The following is a 14,458-nucleotide window of genomic DNA, read 5'->3' as shown; positions in this document are numbered from 1 at the left end:
AGCCCATCGTTCTAAGACGCCTCTGGAGGTTTGCCGGCGTTTCTGTTGGACTGTAAACGTCGTGACACCCAAGAGCCTCTGTCACAGGCCGGTCACGGCGCAGGTTGACCTTGATATTGGACCTGATGAGGAGACTGTCAAATGAGTCTGCAGCCTGGCAGCGCCACCCAGAAACCCCAGCACAATCCGCAAACCAAACCTTGCGGTTCGATCATCGATGCCCAGGGCCACGAAGTGCCTATCACTGAGCAGATGATCCAGAAGGCCTGCAAAGACCTTGAAGAAAGCCGCGTCAAAAAAGTGAAAAGCTGAGAGAAGAATTGATTGCAACCCGGCGCTTGCGCCGGGCTTTTATTCGCCGTCAGACCACCACGCCACCCAAGGCACTGACCATTTGCGCCAACTGCGGCGCCTCACCGCGCAAACGTACTGCCAGCCCTTCGATCTCCCGCCGAGGCGGATAATGCTTGCGCAGCTGGTCGAATGCCGCGCGTTGTTCCGCCGCATCGTCACTCAGGCTACGGCGGAAATCGGCATCGTCACGGCGCGGGTCGTACACTGCCCGGCACAACGTCGCCAAGGCCCAACCCAGGTCGGCATCGGCATCCAGTTCGACCTGAGCCAGTGGCGGTTTGGGCAGCAGGTCCTGCAACTGCACGCGCTCGGGCTCACTGAGGAAGCGGCACAGCGCCTGGTAGATCTGCGACGTACCGCGCTGGCGGCCATCCAGGCTGTAGCCGGCAATGTGCGGCGTGGCCAGGGTGCACAGGTCGGCCAGTTGCAGGTCGACCTGTGGCTCGCCTTCCCATACATCGAGCACCGCATGCACGTCTTCGCGGTCCAGCAGCAGTTCGCGCAGCGCCAGGTTGTCCACCACCGGCCCACGGCTGGCGTTGATCAACCATGCACCGGGACGCAGACGTGCCAGCTGCGCTTCGCCCAGCAGGTGCCAGGTCGGGTGCTCACCGTCACGCTGCAACGGGGTGTGCAGGCTGATCACATCACACTGTTCGAGCACGCTGTCGAGGCTGACAAAATCACCGCCCTCGGTGGCCTGGCGCAATGGGTCGCAGACCAGCACCTTCCAACCCAGGCCATGCAGCACACGCACCAGCCTGCCACCGACTTCACCGGCCCCCACTACGCCATAGGTGCGTTGTGGCAGCGCTACGCCGTCAAGCTCGGCCAGGGTCAGCAAGCTGCCCAGCACGTAGTCGACCACGCCGCGGGCGTTGCAGCCCGGTGCGCTGCTCCAGTGGATGCCGGCTTCGGCAAAGTAGCCCAGGTCCAGGTGGTCGGTGCCGATGGTGCAGGTGCCGACGAAGCGCACCTTGCTGCCTTCGAGCAGCTGCCGGTCGACCTGGGTCACCGAGCGCACCAGCAGCACGTCGGCTTCTTTGACGCTGGCGGCGTCGAGGCTCCTGCCGGGGTAGCGGCGGATCTCGCCGAAGCCTTGGAAGAAGGCATCGAGCAGCGGGATATTCTCGTCGGCAACTATCAGCATGGCGCTCTCCTGTCTGGGGAACGCAGTGTAGGTGCTATGCCGGATGCGATCCAGCGAGGATCAGTCGGCTTTCTTGCGAATCCAGTACAGGTAGGTACCCGCCTCTTCCTGCTGCTGCAGCAGCTCGTGGCCGAGGAAGTTGCAGAACTTGGGAATATCGCGACGGGTCGAGGGGTCGGTGGCGATGACCTTGAGCAGGCCGCCAGCGGCCAGGTTGCGCACATGGGTGTGCAGCATCATGACCGGCTCCGGGCAGTTCAGGCCGGTGGCATCGAGGATGGCGTCGGGGGTGAAATCAGTCATGGAGGGCTCCGCAAATGATCGCTATTGTGGCGCATCCTTCGACGCAGACCAATAGGGCCGCTTCGCGGCCCTTGGGCTCAGCGCGGCTTCATGTCCAGCCTGCGCAGATGGCAGGTCACTTCCTCACGGTCGTGATACAGCTGCTTGCAGGCAATCGACACCTTGACCTTGCGCGCCTTGAACGTCGCCTCCATGCGGTCCAGCAGGCGCCGCACCTCGGCATAGCGCTGCTTCATGGGCAATTTCAGGTTGACCACCGCCTCACGGCACAACCCCTCACCCAGCCAGGTCTCGATCAACGATGTTGAACGCGCTGGCTTCTCGACGATATCGCAGACCATCCAGTCCACCGGCTGCTTCGGCTGCCAGGTAAAACCGTCGGCCATCAAGTGCTGGACCAACCCCGTGTCCATCAGGCTCTCGGCCATCGGGCCATTGTCGATGGCGGTCACCAGCATGCCACGGCGCACCAGCTGGTACGTCCAGCCGCCAGGCGAAGCACCCAGGTCGACCCCGGTCATGTCATCGCCCAGGCGCTGCTGCCATTGCTCGCGCGGGATGAACTGGTGCCAGGCCTCTTCGAGTTTGAGCGTGGAACGGCTCGGCGCCTCACGCGGGAACTTCAGCCGCGGGATACCCATAGGCCACAGCGCGCTGTTATCAGCCTGGGCAACCCCCAAAAACACCCGACGGCCACTGATGAAGGTCAGCAGCAGGCGCGGCAGGCTGGCGTTGTCGGCCAGCCGCCCGGCCTTTTCCAGCGCCTTGCGCAGCGGCACCTCGAACTTGCGGCAGAAGGTCGACAGCGCTTTGCCGTCGTTGCTGTCGAGCACCTCCAGCCAAAGGCTGCCAAAGACCGGCAGCCCGGCCAGGTGCTCGAGCAGCACGCTGATGCGATCGCTTTCCGGCAATTCGATATAGCTGCCCCGCGCCCACTGGCGCGGGAAGATCAGTTGCGCAAAGCGCAGCTGCGCCATCAACTGTTCGGCACCCTCGCTTTCGGCACAGACAAACTCGGCGCAAGCGCTCTGCGGCTTGCCTTTGGCATAGCCGGCAACGCCCAGTTGGGCCGCGTGTTCGCTGATCTCGGCGCAGACCTCGCCCTCGAAACCGGGCCGGCAATGCATGAACAGGGTATTCATCTCTCACTCCACTACGGCTGGCGCACTTCAGGCGCCGGCAGGGCGGCGATGATAAAGGAAGTTCGGAACCTGCGACACGCCCCGCCGGTCCAGAAAAGGGTCAGGGCAGGCAAACAGGTCTAACCTGACCATTCAGCCAGGTCCGTACCGTGCGGGCCGAAACAGAGCGGTGATACCGGCATCAACCAGCAAATGCCGGGCACCGGTGCATAAGGAGTTGGCAATGCCCTCGCTCGATAGCCTGAAAACCCTCAAGACCTTGAAGGTGGACGATAGCACTTATCACTATTACAGCCTTGCCGAGGCAGCCCGACAGCTCGGCGACCTGCAGCACCTGCCCATGTCGCTAAAGGTGCTGCTGGAAAACCTGCTGCGCTGGGAAGACGGCGTGACCGTGAACAGCGACGACCTGCGCGCCCTCGCCGGCTGGCTGCAGGAGCGCCGCTCCGATCGCGAGATCCAGTACCGCCCCGCGCGGGTACTGATGCAGGACTTCACCGGTGTGCCAGCGGTGGTCGACCTGGCGGCCATGCGCGCCGCCATGGCCAAGGCTGGTGGCGACCCACAGCGGATCAACCCACTGTCGCCGGTTGACCTGGTGATCGACCACTCGGTGATGGTCGACCGCTACGCCACACCCCAGGCGTTCGGCGAAAACGTCGACATCGAGATGCAGCGCAATGGCGAGCGCTACGCCTTCCTGCGCTGGGGCCAGAGCGCCTTCGACAACTTCCGCGTGGTACCGCCGGGCACCGGCATCTGCCACCAGGTCAACCTGGAGTACCTCGGGCGCACGGTCTGGACACGCGAGGAAGACGGCCGCACCTACGCCTTCCCCGACACGCTGGTCGGCACCGACTCGCACACCACCATGATCAACGGCCTGGGCGTGCTCGGCTGGGGCGTCGGCGGCATCGAGGCAGAAGCGGCCATGCTTGGCCAGCCGGTGTCGATGTTGATCCCGGAAGTGATCGGCTTCAAGCTCACCGGCAAGCTGGGCGAAGGCATCACCGCCACCGACCTGGTACTGACCGTCACCCAGATGCTGCGTAAGAAGGGCGTAGTCGGCAAGTTCGTCGAATTCTACGGTGATGGCCTGGCCGAACTGCCACTGGCCGACCGCGCCACCATCGCCAACATGGCGCCGGAATACGGCGCCACCTGCGGCTTCTTCCCGGTCGATGAGGTCACTCTCGACTACCTGCGCCTGACGGGCAGGCCGCAGCAGACCGTGCAACTGGTCGAGCAGTATTGCAAGGCCCAGGGCCTGTGGCGCCTGCCCGGGCAGGAGCCGCTGTTCAGCGATACCCTGGCGCTCGACATGGGCGAGGTTGAAGCCAGCCTGGCCGGGCCCAAGCGCCCCCAGGACCGGGTAGCCCTGGGCGAGGTCAGCCAGGCGTTCAACCACTTCATCGAACAGCAGCCCAAAGTACTGGCCAAAGAGGTCGGTCGCCTGGAAAGCGAGGGCGGCGGTGGCGTGGCGGTGGGCAATGCCGACCAGGCGGGCGAGATCGACTACAGCCACGCGGGCCAGACTCACACCCTGCGCCATGGCGCGGTGGTGATCGCCGCCATCACGTCGTGCACCAATACCTCCAACCCCAGCGTGATGATGGCAGCCGGGCTGGTGGCGAAAAAGGCTCTGGAAAAGGGCCTGCAGCGCAAGCCGTGGGTCAAGACCTCGCTGGCGCCCGGCTCCAAGGTGGTCACCGATTACTACAACGCCGCCGGGCTCACCCCCTACCTCGACCAGCTCGGTTTCGACCTGGTGGGCTATGGCTGCACCACCTGCATCGGCAACTCTGGGCCGCTGGACGAAGCCATCGAGAACGCCATCGGCAGCGCCGACCTGACGGTTGCCTCGGTGTTGTCCGGCAACCGCAACTTCGAGGGCCGCGTGCACCCGCTGGTCAAGACCAACTGGCTGGCCTCGCCACCGCTGGTAGTGGCTTACGCCCTTGCCGGCAGCGTGCGCGTGGACCTGACCAAGGATGCCTTGGGTATCGGCAAGGATGGCCAACCGGTGTACCTGCGTGACATCTGGCCCACCCAGCAGGAAATTGCCGATGCCGTCGCCAAGGTCGACACGGAAATGTTCCACAAGGAGTACGCCGAAGTTTTCGCTGGCGACGCCCAATGGCAGGCAATCGAAGTGCCGCAGGCAGCCACTTATGTGTGGCAGGACGAGTCCACGTATATCCAACACCCACCGTTCTTCGACGACATCGGCGGGCCGCTGCCCGTCATCGAAAACATCCAGGGTGCCCGCATCCTCGCCTTGCTTGGCGATTCGGTGACCACCGACCACATCTCCCCGGCCGGCAACATCAAGGCCGACAGCCCGGCCGGCCGTTACTTGCGAGAAAAAGGCGTGGAACCGCGCGACTTCAACTCCTATGGCTCACGGCGCGGCAACCACGAGGTGATGATGCGCGGCACCTTCGCCAATATCCGTATCCGCAACGAGATGCTCGGCGGAGAAGAAGGCGGTAATACCCTGTACGTGCCCACGGGCGAAAAACTGTCGATCTACGATGCCGCCATGCGTTACCAGGCAGAAGGCACGCCACTGGTGGTGATCGCCGGCCAGGAATACGGCACCGGTTCCAGCCGGGATTGGGCCGCCAAAGGCACCAACCTGCTGGGCGTCAAGGCGGTGCTGGCGGAAAGCTTTGAACGTATCCACCGCTCCAACCTGGTAGGCATGGGCGTGCTGCCACTGCAGTTCAAGGCGGGGCACGATCGCAAGCAGTTGGGGCTGACCGGCAGGGAGCGGATCGACGTGCTGGGGCTGGCCGGCGCACAGCTGAAACCGGGCATGAACCTGGCGCTGCGCATTACCCGTGAAGACGGCCAGCAGCAAGAGATCGAGGTGCTGTGCCGCATCGACACAGTGAATGAAGTGGAATACTTCAAGGCCGGCGGGATTCTGCACTATGTGCTGCGCCAGCTGATTGCAGGCTGAACTTGACCGACCGGGGCGCCATGCGCCCCTTCTACTAAAGGGGGCTGGCTCTTGGCCAGCTAATCAGTCATCATCTGACTCACTCGTCATTTATCAGTATTAAATCTGTAATAATGGCGCCATCTTTCGCGAACAGGCCGGTCTGCTAGCGCAACCGTTGCGGCCGGGCATTGCGCCAGATCAACTCACTTAAATATCCATTCAATAAAAGCAATGGCTTGCCGATATCTGTCGAAAGCCTTGCGGATTACTCAGCCCATGCGTAACAACCAGCCGATCACTCAACGGGAACGGACTTTCCCAGCCCAACAACGGTTGATCTCGACCACCAACGCTAAAGGTGTGATCACCTACTGCAACGATGCATTCGTCGAGATCAGCGGTTTCTCGCGCGAGGAGCTGATCGGCGCGGCGCACAACCTGGTACGCCACCCGGACGTGCCGCCGGCCGTCTTTGCCCATATGTGGCAGACGCTCAAGCAAGGCCAGCCGTGGATGGGCATCGTCAAGAACCGCTGCAAATCGGGTGACCATTACTGGGTCAACGCGTATGTCACGCCGATCTTCGACAACAACCAGGTCACCGGTTTCGAATCGGTACGGGTCAAACCCTCTGCCGAGCAGATTCGCCGCGCCGAAGCCCTGTACCAGCGCCTCAACCAGGGCAAGACCGCCGTCCCGCGCCGTGACCAGTGGCTGCCGGTGCTGCAGGACTGGCTGCCGTTCATCCTGATCAGCCAGGTCGGCTTCCTGATCGGCAACTGGCTTGGCCATTCCTGGGGCTTCGCCCTGGCCGCCGGCCTGTCGGTGCCGCTCGGCCTGCTCGGCCTGGGCTGGCAACAACGCGGCCTGAAACGCCTGCTGCGCCTGGCCGAACAGACCACCTCCGACCCGCTGATCGCGCAGATGTACACCGACAGCCGCGGCGTCCAGGCGCGCCTGGAAATGGCCATGCTCAGCCAGGATGCGCGCATGAAAACCTGCCTGACCCGCCTGCAGGACAGTGCCGAGCACCTCAGCGAGCAAGCGCGCCAATCCGATGCCCTGGCCCACAAAAGCTCTTCAGGCCTTGAGCGCCAGCGGGTCGAGACCGAGCAGGTCGCCGCTGCCGTCAACCAGATGGCTGCCACCACCCAGGAAGTGGCCAGCCACGTGCAGCGCACCGCCGATGCGACTCAAGAGGCCAATCGCCTGACCAGCCAGGGCCGGCAGATCGCCGGGGAAACCCGCGACGCCATCGCACGCCTGTCGGCGGCAGTGGGCGAAACCGGCGATACCGTGACGCAATTGGCCAAGGACAGTGACGAGATCGGCGGTGTGGTCGATGTGATCAAGGGCATTGCCGACCAGACCAACCTGCTGGCCTTGAACGCCGCCATCGAAGCGGCCCGCGCCGGCGAGATGGGCCGTGGCTTTGCCGTGGTTGCCGACGAAGTGCGCCAGCTGGCCCAACGCACCGCCGAGTCCACCGGGCAGATCCACGGCCTGATCGCCAAGCTGCAACAGACCGCCAACAACGCTGTACTGACCATGGAAACTGGCCATCGCCAGGCTCAGGAAGGTGTCGAACGGGTGATGCAGGCTGACCAGGCACTGGTCGGGATCAGCGAGGCGGTGGCCAATATCACCGACATGACCACGCAGATTGCAGCAGCCACTGAGGAACAGACTGCGGTGGCCGACGAGATCAGCCGCAACATCAGCACCATCGCCGAGCTGGCCGACCAGACCGCCGAACAGGCGCAGCATTCGGCACTGCTCAGCGAAGAACTGACCAGCACGGCCGGTGGCCAGTATTCGCTGGTCGAGCGCTTCAACCGCTGACGCTCAACCCCCTTTCGCGGGTTTACCTGCGAAAGGGGGTTACCAATCCAGGGTCAAGCGGCTCTCGAAGTAACGCTCTTCGCCCGTCAACGGGTCGGCAAAGCGCAGGCTCTGCGCCAGCAGCTTCAACGGCCGCTGGTAATCATCCTCTACCTTGAGCAACTCGGGGTAGAACGGGTCATTGCAGATCCCCGCCCCCAACGCTGCCATGTGCACCCGCAACTGATGGGTCTTGCCGGTCACCGGCGACAGGCCGTAGCGCCACAGCTCACCGTGCTTCTCGAGCACCTCGGCCAGGGTTTCGCTGTTGTCGTCCCCTACTACCTCATGCATGCGGAAGAACGGCTCGCCATGCACCAGGCGGCTCTTGTGCACCAGCGGGAAATCACGCTGTGGCAACGCAGCGGCAATGGCCTGGTAACGTTTGTCGATGCGCCGCTCGGGGAACAGGCGCTGGTAGACGCTACGGGTTTGCGGGTTGGCCGAGAACAGCACCAGCCCTGCGGTATGCCGGTCGATACGGTGCAATGGCACCAAGTGTGGGTTGCCCAAGCGGCGGATCAACCGGCGTAACAAGGTCTGCTCGACGTACTCGCCTGTCGGCGTCACCGGCAGAAAATGCGGCTTGTCGGCCACCACCAGGTGCTCATCCACATGCAGGATGGTTTCCTCCACCGGGATTGGCCGCTCGTTGGGCACCTCACGAAAATAGTGCAGGCGCATGCCCCGGCGGTAAGGCAAGTCGGCGGCGATCGCCTGGCCTTGGGCGTCGAGTACCCGCCCGCGCGCAAAGCGGTCAAGCCACTGCGCACGCTCGATGGCCTTGAAGTGGTCGCACAGGCAATCGAGCACCGTTGCCCAGTTGCCAGGTGGCAGGCAAACCGTGCTGGCTTGCTGGCGGGCGGGGTCGAAAGGCGTGGTCATGGCAGGCTCGGCACAGGCAGGGCCGCGCATTATCCCCCAAGCCTGGCCGATCAACCAGCCTGCACCACGCCCTCGCTGCGTTCCTTGAGCCAGCGCAGCACCTGCACGGGCTCCCAACGGCCGGGGTCATAGAGTGCGTAGAGCGAGCCCTGGTAACCCACCACATCCAGCCCTCGGTGGTAACCGGCCCGCTGGAACAGGGCTTCGATCTCGGCGAAGCAGGTATTGAAATGAACCTTGCCAAACGGCGTACGGTCCTCGGTGACCAGCCCCTCAAGGCGCAGTTCCAGCACAGCGTCGTACACCCGCTCGACCGGCATGCGGTTGACGCTGTACTTGAGTTGCTCGACATTGAGCATGGGCTTACCTCGATACTGTATTTATATACAGCATACGAACATGCCCACCCCGCCGTCAATGCATCCACTTTTCAATGCAGCCCGGGCAAGTAGCCGGTGCCCTTGCGAAGGGTCAGTACCTGACGGCGTGGCGCGCCTGCCGACACCGATAGATGAACCCACCTGTCGAACTCAAGGATCAACAGGTCGTCATCGGCCATCAACCACGGGCCAGGCAGGCAGGTGATAGTTCCCAAACCGCAATTACTGCGCGAGAAACGCCACCACTTGCTCGGCATCGAACGGCCAGTGCAATTCGGCTGAATTATCGCAGCGCCGCAGCACAGGAATGATCAGGCCATAGCGCTCGAACAGCGCCTCGCTGTCGGCGATATCGACCAGTTCGACCAGCAAGCCATGGTCGACAAAAGGCATCAGGACGGCTTCGGCCACTTCGCACAAGTGGCACCCGACGGTGCCGAAGAGTTGGCATTCAGGCAGCATGGGGCGGGACTCGGTTGGCATGGATGAGAAGCCTATTCTAGGTCGCCTACGCCCCCTGTGCACCTGACCTCGCTCAATCCTGGCTGGTGGCGCCGATACGGTGCAGCGACAAGTCCGCGCCCTGGAACTCTTGCTCGTGGCTCAGGCGCAGGCCATGCACCGCCCGGATCACGCCGTAGACGGCAAACCCACCGAGCAGCGCGACCACTACGCCCGCAAGGCTGCCGAGGAGCTGACTGGCCAGGCTGACGCCGCCCATGCCGCCCAAGGCCGTCTGGCCAAAGATGCCACAGGCAATGCCGCCCCACACGCCGCACAGCCCGTGCAGCGGCCAGACACCCAGTACATCGTCGATCTTCCAGCGATTCTGCGCCGCGGTGAAGCTCCAGACGAACAGCACACCGGCTACCAGGCCAGTGGCCAACGCGCCAATCGGGTGCATCAGGTCAGAGCCTGCACAGATCGCCACCAGCCCTGCCAATGGACCGTTGTGCAGGAAGCCCGGGTCGTTGCGCCCGGCCAACAAGGCCGCCAAGGTGCCGCCAACCATAGCCATCAGCGAATTGATCGCCACCAGCCCGCTGACACCTTGCAAGGTCTGGGCGCTCATCACGTTGAAGCCGAACCAGCCGATGATCAGGATCCACGACCCCAGCGCCAGGAACGGAATGCTCGACGGTGCAAAGGCCACAAGCCGGCCGTCGCGGTAGCGCCCACGCCGCGCCCCCAGCAGCAGCACCGCCGCCAGCGCCAGCCAGCCGCCCATCGCATGCACCACAACGGAGCCGGCAAAGTCATGGAACGGCGCGCCAAAGCGGGCATTCAACCAGCCCTGAACACCGTAGTTGCCATTCCACACCACCCCCTCGAAAAAGGGATAGATGAATGCCACGATCAACGCGGTGGCACACAGCTGAGGCTCGAACCGTGCACGCTCGGCAATGCCACCGGAAATGATCGCCGGGATCGCCGCGGCGAAGGTCAGCAGGAAGAAGCACTTTACCAGCGCGTAACCGTGGTCAGCGGCAAGCACTGACGCTGGATGCAGAAAGCTAACGCCGTAGGCGATCCAGTAACCGATGAAGAAGTACACCAGGGCCGAAATGGCGAAATCACTGAGGATCTTCGACAAGGCGTTGACCTGGTTCTTGTGGCGCACGGTCCCTACTTCGAGGAATGCGAAGCCGGCGTGCATCGCCAGCACCAGAATCGCGCCCATGAGGATGAACAGGGTATTGGAACCGTGGACCAGAGAGTCCATTGCGCTGTGCATGTTTTCCATGAAGAAGGCAGACCTGCTGAAAAAGGCACCAGGACAGTTCAAGAACCTGCATCCCTGCACCGAATCGGTGCCAGCCTACTGCCCTGTTGCGGCCAACCGGGCGAAGCCTGCGTGGTTTTTTCTTGGGTTTGTCGTGGATTGGGTTAAGGTTTATCGGTATCTGCCGGGGTCGGCGCCCTGAATCGGCGCAACGCTCCGGTCTGTGCCCCGCGTTGTGGCAACGTTCATTAGCAAGGCCCATACCAGCGACCGCAGTGAACCTTCCGCGCGTCGGGTAACTCGAACTACCAACACACCTACACAGGGAGAGCACCATGGCCAGCAAATCGGCAAAGACTGCACAAGAGATATTGATGGCTGACTTCCAGGCCTTGGTCCGCGACACCGAGAAACTCCTGGCCGACACCGCCAACCTGGCGGGCGATCAAGCCGATGATCTGCGTGAACAGATCCACGACCGCCTGACCCAGGCCCGGGAAACCTTGCAGTTGACCCAGGACTCGGTGCGTGAGCGCGGCCAGGCGGCCCTCGGCAGTGCCGAGCATTATGTACAGGAAAACCCGTGGCAAGCCGTAGGCATTGCGGCAGGTGTCGGCCTGCTGATCGGCCTGCTGGCCAATCGGCGCTGAGGAGCCCCCATGGAAAATGACGCCATTGGCACCGGCGCCTCGGGCAGGCGCCTCGGCGCCGCCGTGCTGGGGTTGCTGCACAGCCACATCGAATTGTTCGGTATCGAGCTGCAGGAGCAGAAAGGCCGCACGTTGAGCCTGCTGCTGTTCGCAGGCCTTGCGCTGGTATTCGCGCTGTTGCTGCTGACCGCCTTGTCAGGGCTGCTGCTGGTCATGCTGTGGGACAGCTATCGTCTGGCCGGCATCATTGGGTTGTGCGTGTTCTACGGGTTGGCCGCACTGTATTGTGGGCTGCGGCTCAAGGCGGCGGTGTTCGACGAGTCGTCGCCGTTCGGCGCCACCCTTGAAGAACTTGCGAAGGATCGGGAGCGCCTGCTGCCATGAGCCTGCCTGAACTGCCGAATACCCGTAACCCAAGGGAATTGCGCAAGGCCTTGCTGCGCCTGCGCATGGAAATGCACCGCCAACAGATCCGCGTCGAATCGGGACAAATGCTCGAGCCTCTCCACCGCCTTCGCGGCGTGGGCGGCTCGCTGCAGGATGGCCTGGGTATCAAGCATGCGCCACTGTGGGGCATTGGCGCAGTGGTTGCGCTGGGTTTCCTGACCGGCAAGGGCGTGCGCAGCGGTAACCTGTCGCGCCTGGTACGCCTGGGCAGCAGCCTGCTGCCGCTGGTGAGGCTGTACCTGCAGGGCGGGCGGCGCCCTTGAGGCCTGCACCGCATACCCCTTATGCGGTGCAGATTTGCCACTTGCACAGCGCTCGCCGACACGTGAAGCTACGCCCATCGATCGACAGGAGACCGAGCCTTGGACTGGCACACCCTGCTCACCCGTGAACGCCTGGGCAAAGCCCTCTACAGCCCCGAAGAACTGGGGCGCAGCCCCTTCCACAAGGACCATGACCGGATCATCTTCTCAGGTGCATTCCGGCGCCTGGGGCGCAAGACCCAAGTCCACCCGGTATCCAGTAACGACCACATCCATACGCGCCTGACCCACTCACTTGAAGTCAGCTGTGTTGGCCGGTCACTCGGCATGCGGGTCGGCGAAACGCTGCGCGACAGCCTTCCGGACTGGTGCGAACCCAGTGACCTGGGCATGATCGTGCAGTCCGCCTGCCTGGCCCACGATATCGGCAACCCTCCGTTTGGCCACTCCGGCGAAGATGCCATCCGCCACTGGTTTCAGCAGGCTGCAGGGCGTGGCTGGCTGGATGACATGAACGACGACCAGCGCGCCGACTTCCTCAACTTCGAGGGCAACGCCCAGGGCTTTCGCGTGCTCACCCAGCTTGAATACCACCAGTTCGATGGTGGTACCCGCCTGACCTACGCAACCCTTGGCACCTACCTCAAGTACCCCTGGACATCCCGGCATGCCGATGCGCTCGGTTACAAGAAGCACAAGTTCGGCTGCTATCAGAGCGAACTGCCGTTACTCGAACAGATCGCCCACAAGCTCGGCCTGCCGCTGCTCGAGCCGCAACGCTGGGCACGTCACCCCCTGGTCTACCTGATGGAGGCCGCCGATGACATCTGCTACGGGCTGATCGACCTGGAAGACGGCCTGGAAATGGAGCTGCTGCAGTACGCTGAAGTCGAGGCGCTGCTGCTCGACCTGGTCGGCGATGACCTGCCTGAAACCTATCGCCAGCTCGGCCCTGCAGATTCCCGCCGGCGCAAGCTGGCCATCTTGCGTGGCAAGGCCATCGAGCACCTGACCAACGCCGCCGCCCAGGCTTTCGTCGAACAGCAGCAGGCACTGCTCAGCGGGCAGCTCAGTGGCGACCTGGTCGAGCACATGCACGGCCCGGCGAAGCGTTGCGTGCTCCAAGCCAAAAACATGGCACGCAACAAGATCTTTCAGGACAAACGCAAGACACTGCACGAAATCGGCGCCTATACCACGCTGGAGATTCTCCTCAACAACTTCTGTGCTGCAGCGCTCGAGCAACAGGGTGGGCGCACCCCTTCGTTCAAAAGCCGCCGCGTACTCGACCTGATCGGCAATAACGCCCCTCATCCCCATGACACGCTGCACAACGCCTTCCTGCGCATGATCGACTTCATTGCCGGCATGACCGACAGCTATGCCAGCGAGATGGCCCGGGAGATGACCGGGCGCTCCAGTCCGACCTGAATCTGCGCAATTGCCGCACACCCTCCGTGTGCGTCATCACTTATTGAAGGAAACTTCCTACATAATTTGTTTAGCCTCTAAACATACCATTCAAGATTCAATACATAACCACCCACATCATTCCAAACAGAATCACTTTATTACAATTCGTAGCCCTTATTGTTTTCTGCTGTAAGTCATTTCCCATATACGGTTAATCGCCACCCCTCGCGCCCCGGATCAGTTGCAACTGGGTTAAGGTGCATCCTACCTCGTCATCCGCCGCAGGGAAGTTGAACATGCACTCCGTATTTATTGTCGATGATCATCCGGTCATTCGCCTTGCTGTCCGTATGCTGCTTGAAAACCAGAACTATAAAGTCGTCGGCGAATCGGACAATGGCGTGGACGCCATGCAGATGATTCGCGAAACCCTCCCGGACCTAGTGATTCTCGACATCAGCATCCCCAAGCTGGATGGCCTTGAAGTGCTTTCGCGTTTCCAGGCAATGGCCCTGCCCCTCAAGGTACTGATCCTCACCGCGCAATCGCCGGCGCTGTTTGCCGTGCGCTGCATGCATTCAGGCGCCGCAGGTTATGTGTGCAAGCAGGAAGACTTGAGTGAACTGCTCAGCGCGATCAAGGCCGTACTCGCTGGATACAACTATTTCCCGAGCCAAGCCATCCATAACGGCCACGAAAATGCTGACACCGACCTGCGGCTCTTCCGACAGGTCAATGATCGGGAACTGATGGTGTTACAACTTTTTGCCCAAGGGCGCAGCAACAAGGAAATTGCCAAAGGGATGTTCCTGAGCAACAAGACCGTCAGCACTTACAAAAAGCGACTGATGCAAAAACTTCAAGTCGATACCTTGGTCGATCTTATCGACATGGCCAAACGCAACGCGCTGGTCTGAGGT

At 62.4% G+C, this 14,458-nt stretch carries 16 protein-coding genes and 1 pseudogene; 9 read left to right on the top strand and 8 right to left on the bottom strand.

What is annotated here, in order from left to right:
• Positions 1–141 precede the first annotated feature (141 nt).
• Entirely contained in the window at positions 142–312 is a 171-nt protein-coding gene (locus ACIPIJ_RS06005) for a PA1571 family protein (protein WP_401073786.1), read from the top strand.
• A gap of 49 nt (positions 313–361) precedes the next feature.
• On the opposite strand, the gene pdxB is transcribed toward ACIPIJ_RS06005, so the two are convergent.
• The 3 genes from pdxB to rlmM form a co-directional block, all read right to left on the bottom strand.
• Positions 362–1,504, bottom strand: a complete 1,143-nt coding sequence (gene pdxB / locus ACIPIJ_RS06000; RefSeq protein ID WP_401073783.1) for a 4-phosphoerythronate dehydrogenase PdxB — start codon at positions 1,502–1,504, stop codon at positions 362–364.
• 60 nt (positions 1,505–1,564) lie between these two features.
• Positions 1,565–1,807 (bottom strand): sulfurtransferase TusA, encoded by a 243-nt coding sequence (tusA, locus tag ACIPIJ_RS05995; RefSeq protein ID WP_012313540.1) that lies wholly within the window; start codon positions 1,805–1,807, stop codon positions 1,565–1,567.
• Between the two features lie 77 nt (positions 1,808–1,884).
• Positions 1,885–2,949, bottom strand: coding sequence for a 23S rRNA (cytidine(2498)-2'-O)-methyltransferase RlmM (gene rlmM / locus ACIPIJ_RS05990; RefSeq protein ID WP_401073780.1), 1,065 nt, complete (start codon positions 2,947–2,949; stop codon positions 1,885–1,887).
• Positions 2,950–3,172: 223 nt separating this feature from the next.
• Here rlmM and acnA point away from each other — a divergent pair, with 223 nt between their 5' ends.
• Together acnA and ACIPIJ_RS05980 are read left to right on the top strand one after the other, a co-directional pair.
• Positions 3,173–5,914: an aconitate hydratase AcnA gene (gene acnA / locus ACIPIJ_RS05985; protein ID WP_401073778.1), complete on the top strand. Its 2,742-nt coding sequence runs from the start codon at positions 3,173–3,175 to the stop codon at positions 5,912–5,914.
• 258 nt (positions 5,915–6,172) lie between these two features.
• On the top strand, positions 6,173–7,738 hold the full coding sequence (locus tag ACIPIJ_RS05980; protein ID WP_401073775.1) for a methyl-accepting chemotaxis protein: 1,566 nt from the start codon (positions 6,173–6,175) through the stop codon (positions 7,736–7,738).
• Positions 7,739–7,777: 39 nt separating this feature from the next.
• Here ACIPIJ_RS05980 and ACIPIJ_RS05975 read toward each other — a convergent pair whose 3' ends face one another.
• The 5 genes and pseudogenes from ACIPIJ_RS05975 to ACIPIJ_RS05955 form a co-directional block, all read right to left on the bottom strand.
• Positions 7,778–8,662: a pseudouridine synthase gene (locus tag ACIPIJ_RS05975; protein ID WP_401073772.1), complete on the bottom strand. Its 885-nt coding sequence runs from the start codon at positions 8,660–8,662 to the stop codon at positions 7,778–7,780.
• Between the two features lie 50 nt (positions 8,663–8,712).
• Positions 8,713–9,021, bottom strand: a complete 309-nt coding sequence (locus tag ACIPIJ_RS05970; RefSeq protein WP_401073770.1) for a transcriptional regulator — start codon at positions 9,019–9,021, stop codon at positions 8,713–8,715.
• Positions 9,022–9,092: 71 nt separating this feature from the next.
• Positions 9,093–9,209, bottom strand: a pseudogene (locus tag ACIPIJ_RS05965) (peptidase M15); the annotation flags it as partial.
• A gap of 55 nt (positions 9,210–9,264) precedes the next feature.
• Positions 9,265–9,504 carry a glutaredoxin family protein gene (locus ACIPIJ_RS05960; protein ID WP_401073767.1) on the bottom strand — a complete coding sequence of 80 codons (240 nt, stop codon included), beginning with the start codon at positions 9,502–9,504 and terminating at the stop codon, positions 9,265–9,267.
• Positions 9,505–9,577: 73 nt separating this feature from the next.
• On the bottom strand, positions 9,578–10,786 hold the full coding sequence (locus ACIPIJ_RS05955) for an ammonium transporter (RefSeq protein ID WP_401073765.1): 1,209 nt from the start codon (positions 10,784–10,786) through the stop codon (positions 9,578–9,580).
• On the opposite strand from ACIPIJ_RS05955, the gene ACIPIJ_RS05950 reads away from it, so the two are divergent.
• From ACIPIJ_RS05950 to ACIPIJ_RS05925, 6 genes are all read left to right on the top strand, one after another.
• Positions 10,785–10,967 (top strand): hypothetical protein, encoded by a 183-nt coding sequence (locus tag ACIPIJ_RS05950; protein WP_401073763.1) that lies wholly within the window; start codon positions 10,785–10,787, stop codon positions 10,965–10,967. The genes ACIPIJ_RS05955 and ACIPIJ_RS05950 overlap by 2 nt on opposite strands.
• Before the next feature lie 133 nt (positions 10,968–11,100).
• A complete protein-coding gene (locus ACIPIJ_RS05945; protein WP_401073760.1) occupies positions 11,101–11,415 on the top strand; it encodes a YqjD family protein in 315 nt (104 codons plus the stop codon).
• Between the two features lie 9 nt (positions 11,416–11,424).
• Positions 11,425–11,799, top strand: a complete 375-nt coding sequence (locus ACIPIJ_RS05940) for a phage holin family protein (protein WP_401073758.1) — start codon at positions 11,425–11,427, stop codon at positions 11,797–11,799.
• A complete protein-coding gene (locus ACIPIJ_RS05935) occupies positions 11,796–12,125 on the top strand; it encodes a hypothetical protein (RefSeq protein ID WP_401073755.1) in 330 nt (109 codons plus the stop codon). Before ACIPIJ_RS05940 ends, ACIPIJ_RS05935 begins: the two co-directional genes overlap by 4 nt.
• Positions 12,126–12,224: 99 nt before the next feature.
• Positions 12,225–13,556, top strand: coding sequence for a deoxyguanosinetriphosphate triphosphohydrolase (locus tag ACIPIJ_RS05930; protein WP_401073752.1), 1,332 nt, complete (start codon positions 12,225–12,227; stop codon positions 13,554–13,556).
• A gap of 278 nt (positions 13,557–13,834) precedes the next feature.
• Entirely contained in the window at positions 13,835–14,455 is a 621-nt protein-coding gene (locus ACIPIJ_RS05925; RefSeq protein ID WP_401073749.1) for a response regulator, read from the top strand.
• Positions 14,456–14,458: the final 3 nt, after the last annotated feature.

Origin of the sequence: Pseudomonas sp. NPDC087185 (assembly GCF_044744955.1) — a bacterium.
Taxonomy (GTDB): Bacteria; Pseudomonadota; Gammaproteobacteria; order Pseudomonadales; family Pseudomonadaceae; genus Aquipseudomonas.
Note: the sequence above shows the minus strand (reverse complement) of the source record. Positions and strands in the feature narration are given on the sequence as shown.

Coding starts and splice junctions, on each gene's coding strand:
- ACIPIJ_RS06005 (WP_401073786.1), top strand. CDS start 142: ATGAGTCTGCAGCCTGGCAGCGCCACCCAGAAACCCCAGCACAATCCG.
- pdxB (WP_401073783.1), bottom strand. CDS start 1,504: ATGCTGATAGTTGCCGACGAGAATATCCCGCTGCTCGATGCCTTCTTC.
- tusA (WP_012313540.1), bottom strand. CDS start 1,807: ATGACTGATTTCACCCCCGACGCCATCCTCGATGCCACCGGCCTGAAC.
- rlmM (WP_401073780.1), bottom strand. CDS start 2,949: ATGAATACCCTGTTCATGCATTGCCGGCCCGGTTTCGAGGGCGAGGTC.
- acnA (WP_401073778.1), top strand. CDS start 3,173: ATGCCCTCGCTCGATAGCCTGAAAACCCTCAAGACCTTGAAGGTGGAC.
- ACIPIJ_RS05980 (WP_401073775.1), top strand. CDS start 6,173: ATGCGTAACAACCAGCCGATCACTCAACGGGAACGGACTTTCCCAGCC.
- ACIPIJ_RS05975 (WP_401073772.1), bottom strand. CDS start 8,662: ATGACCACGCCTTTCGACCCCGCCCGCCAGCAAGCCAGCACGGTTTGC.
- ACIPIJ_RS05970 (WP_401073770.1), bottom strand. CDS start 9,021: ATGCTCAATGTCGAGCAACTCAAGTACAGCGTCAACCGCATGCCGGTC.
- ACIPIJ_RS05960 (WP_401073767.1), bottom strand. CDS start 9,504: ATGCTGCCTGAATGCCAACTCTTCGGCACCGTCGGGTGCCACTTGTGC.
- ACIPIJ_RS05950 (WP_401073763.1), top strand. CDS start 10,785: ATGAAGAAGGCAGACCTGCTGAAAAAGGCACCAGGACAGTTCAAGAAC.
- ACIPIJ_RS05955 (WP_401073765.1), bottom strand. CDS start 10,786: ATGGAAAACATGCACAGCGCAATGGACTCTCTGGTCCACGGTTCCAAT.
- ACIPIJ_RS05945 (WP_401073760.1), top strand. CDS start 11,101: ATGGCCAGCAAATCGGCAAAGACTGCACAAGAGATATTGATGGCTGAC.
- ACIPIJ_RS05940 (WP_401073758.1), top strand. CDS start 11,425: ATGGAAAATGACGCCATTGGCACCGGCGCCTCGGGCAGGCGCCTCGGC.
- ACIPIJ_RS05935 (WP_401073755.1), top strand. CDS start 11,796: ATGAGCCTGCCTGAACTGCCGAATACCCGTAACCCAAGGGAATTGCGC.
- ACIPIJ_RS05925 (WP_401073749.1), top strand. CDS start 13,835: ATGCACTCCGTATTTATTGTCGATGATCATCCGGTCATTCGCCTTGCT.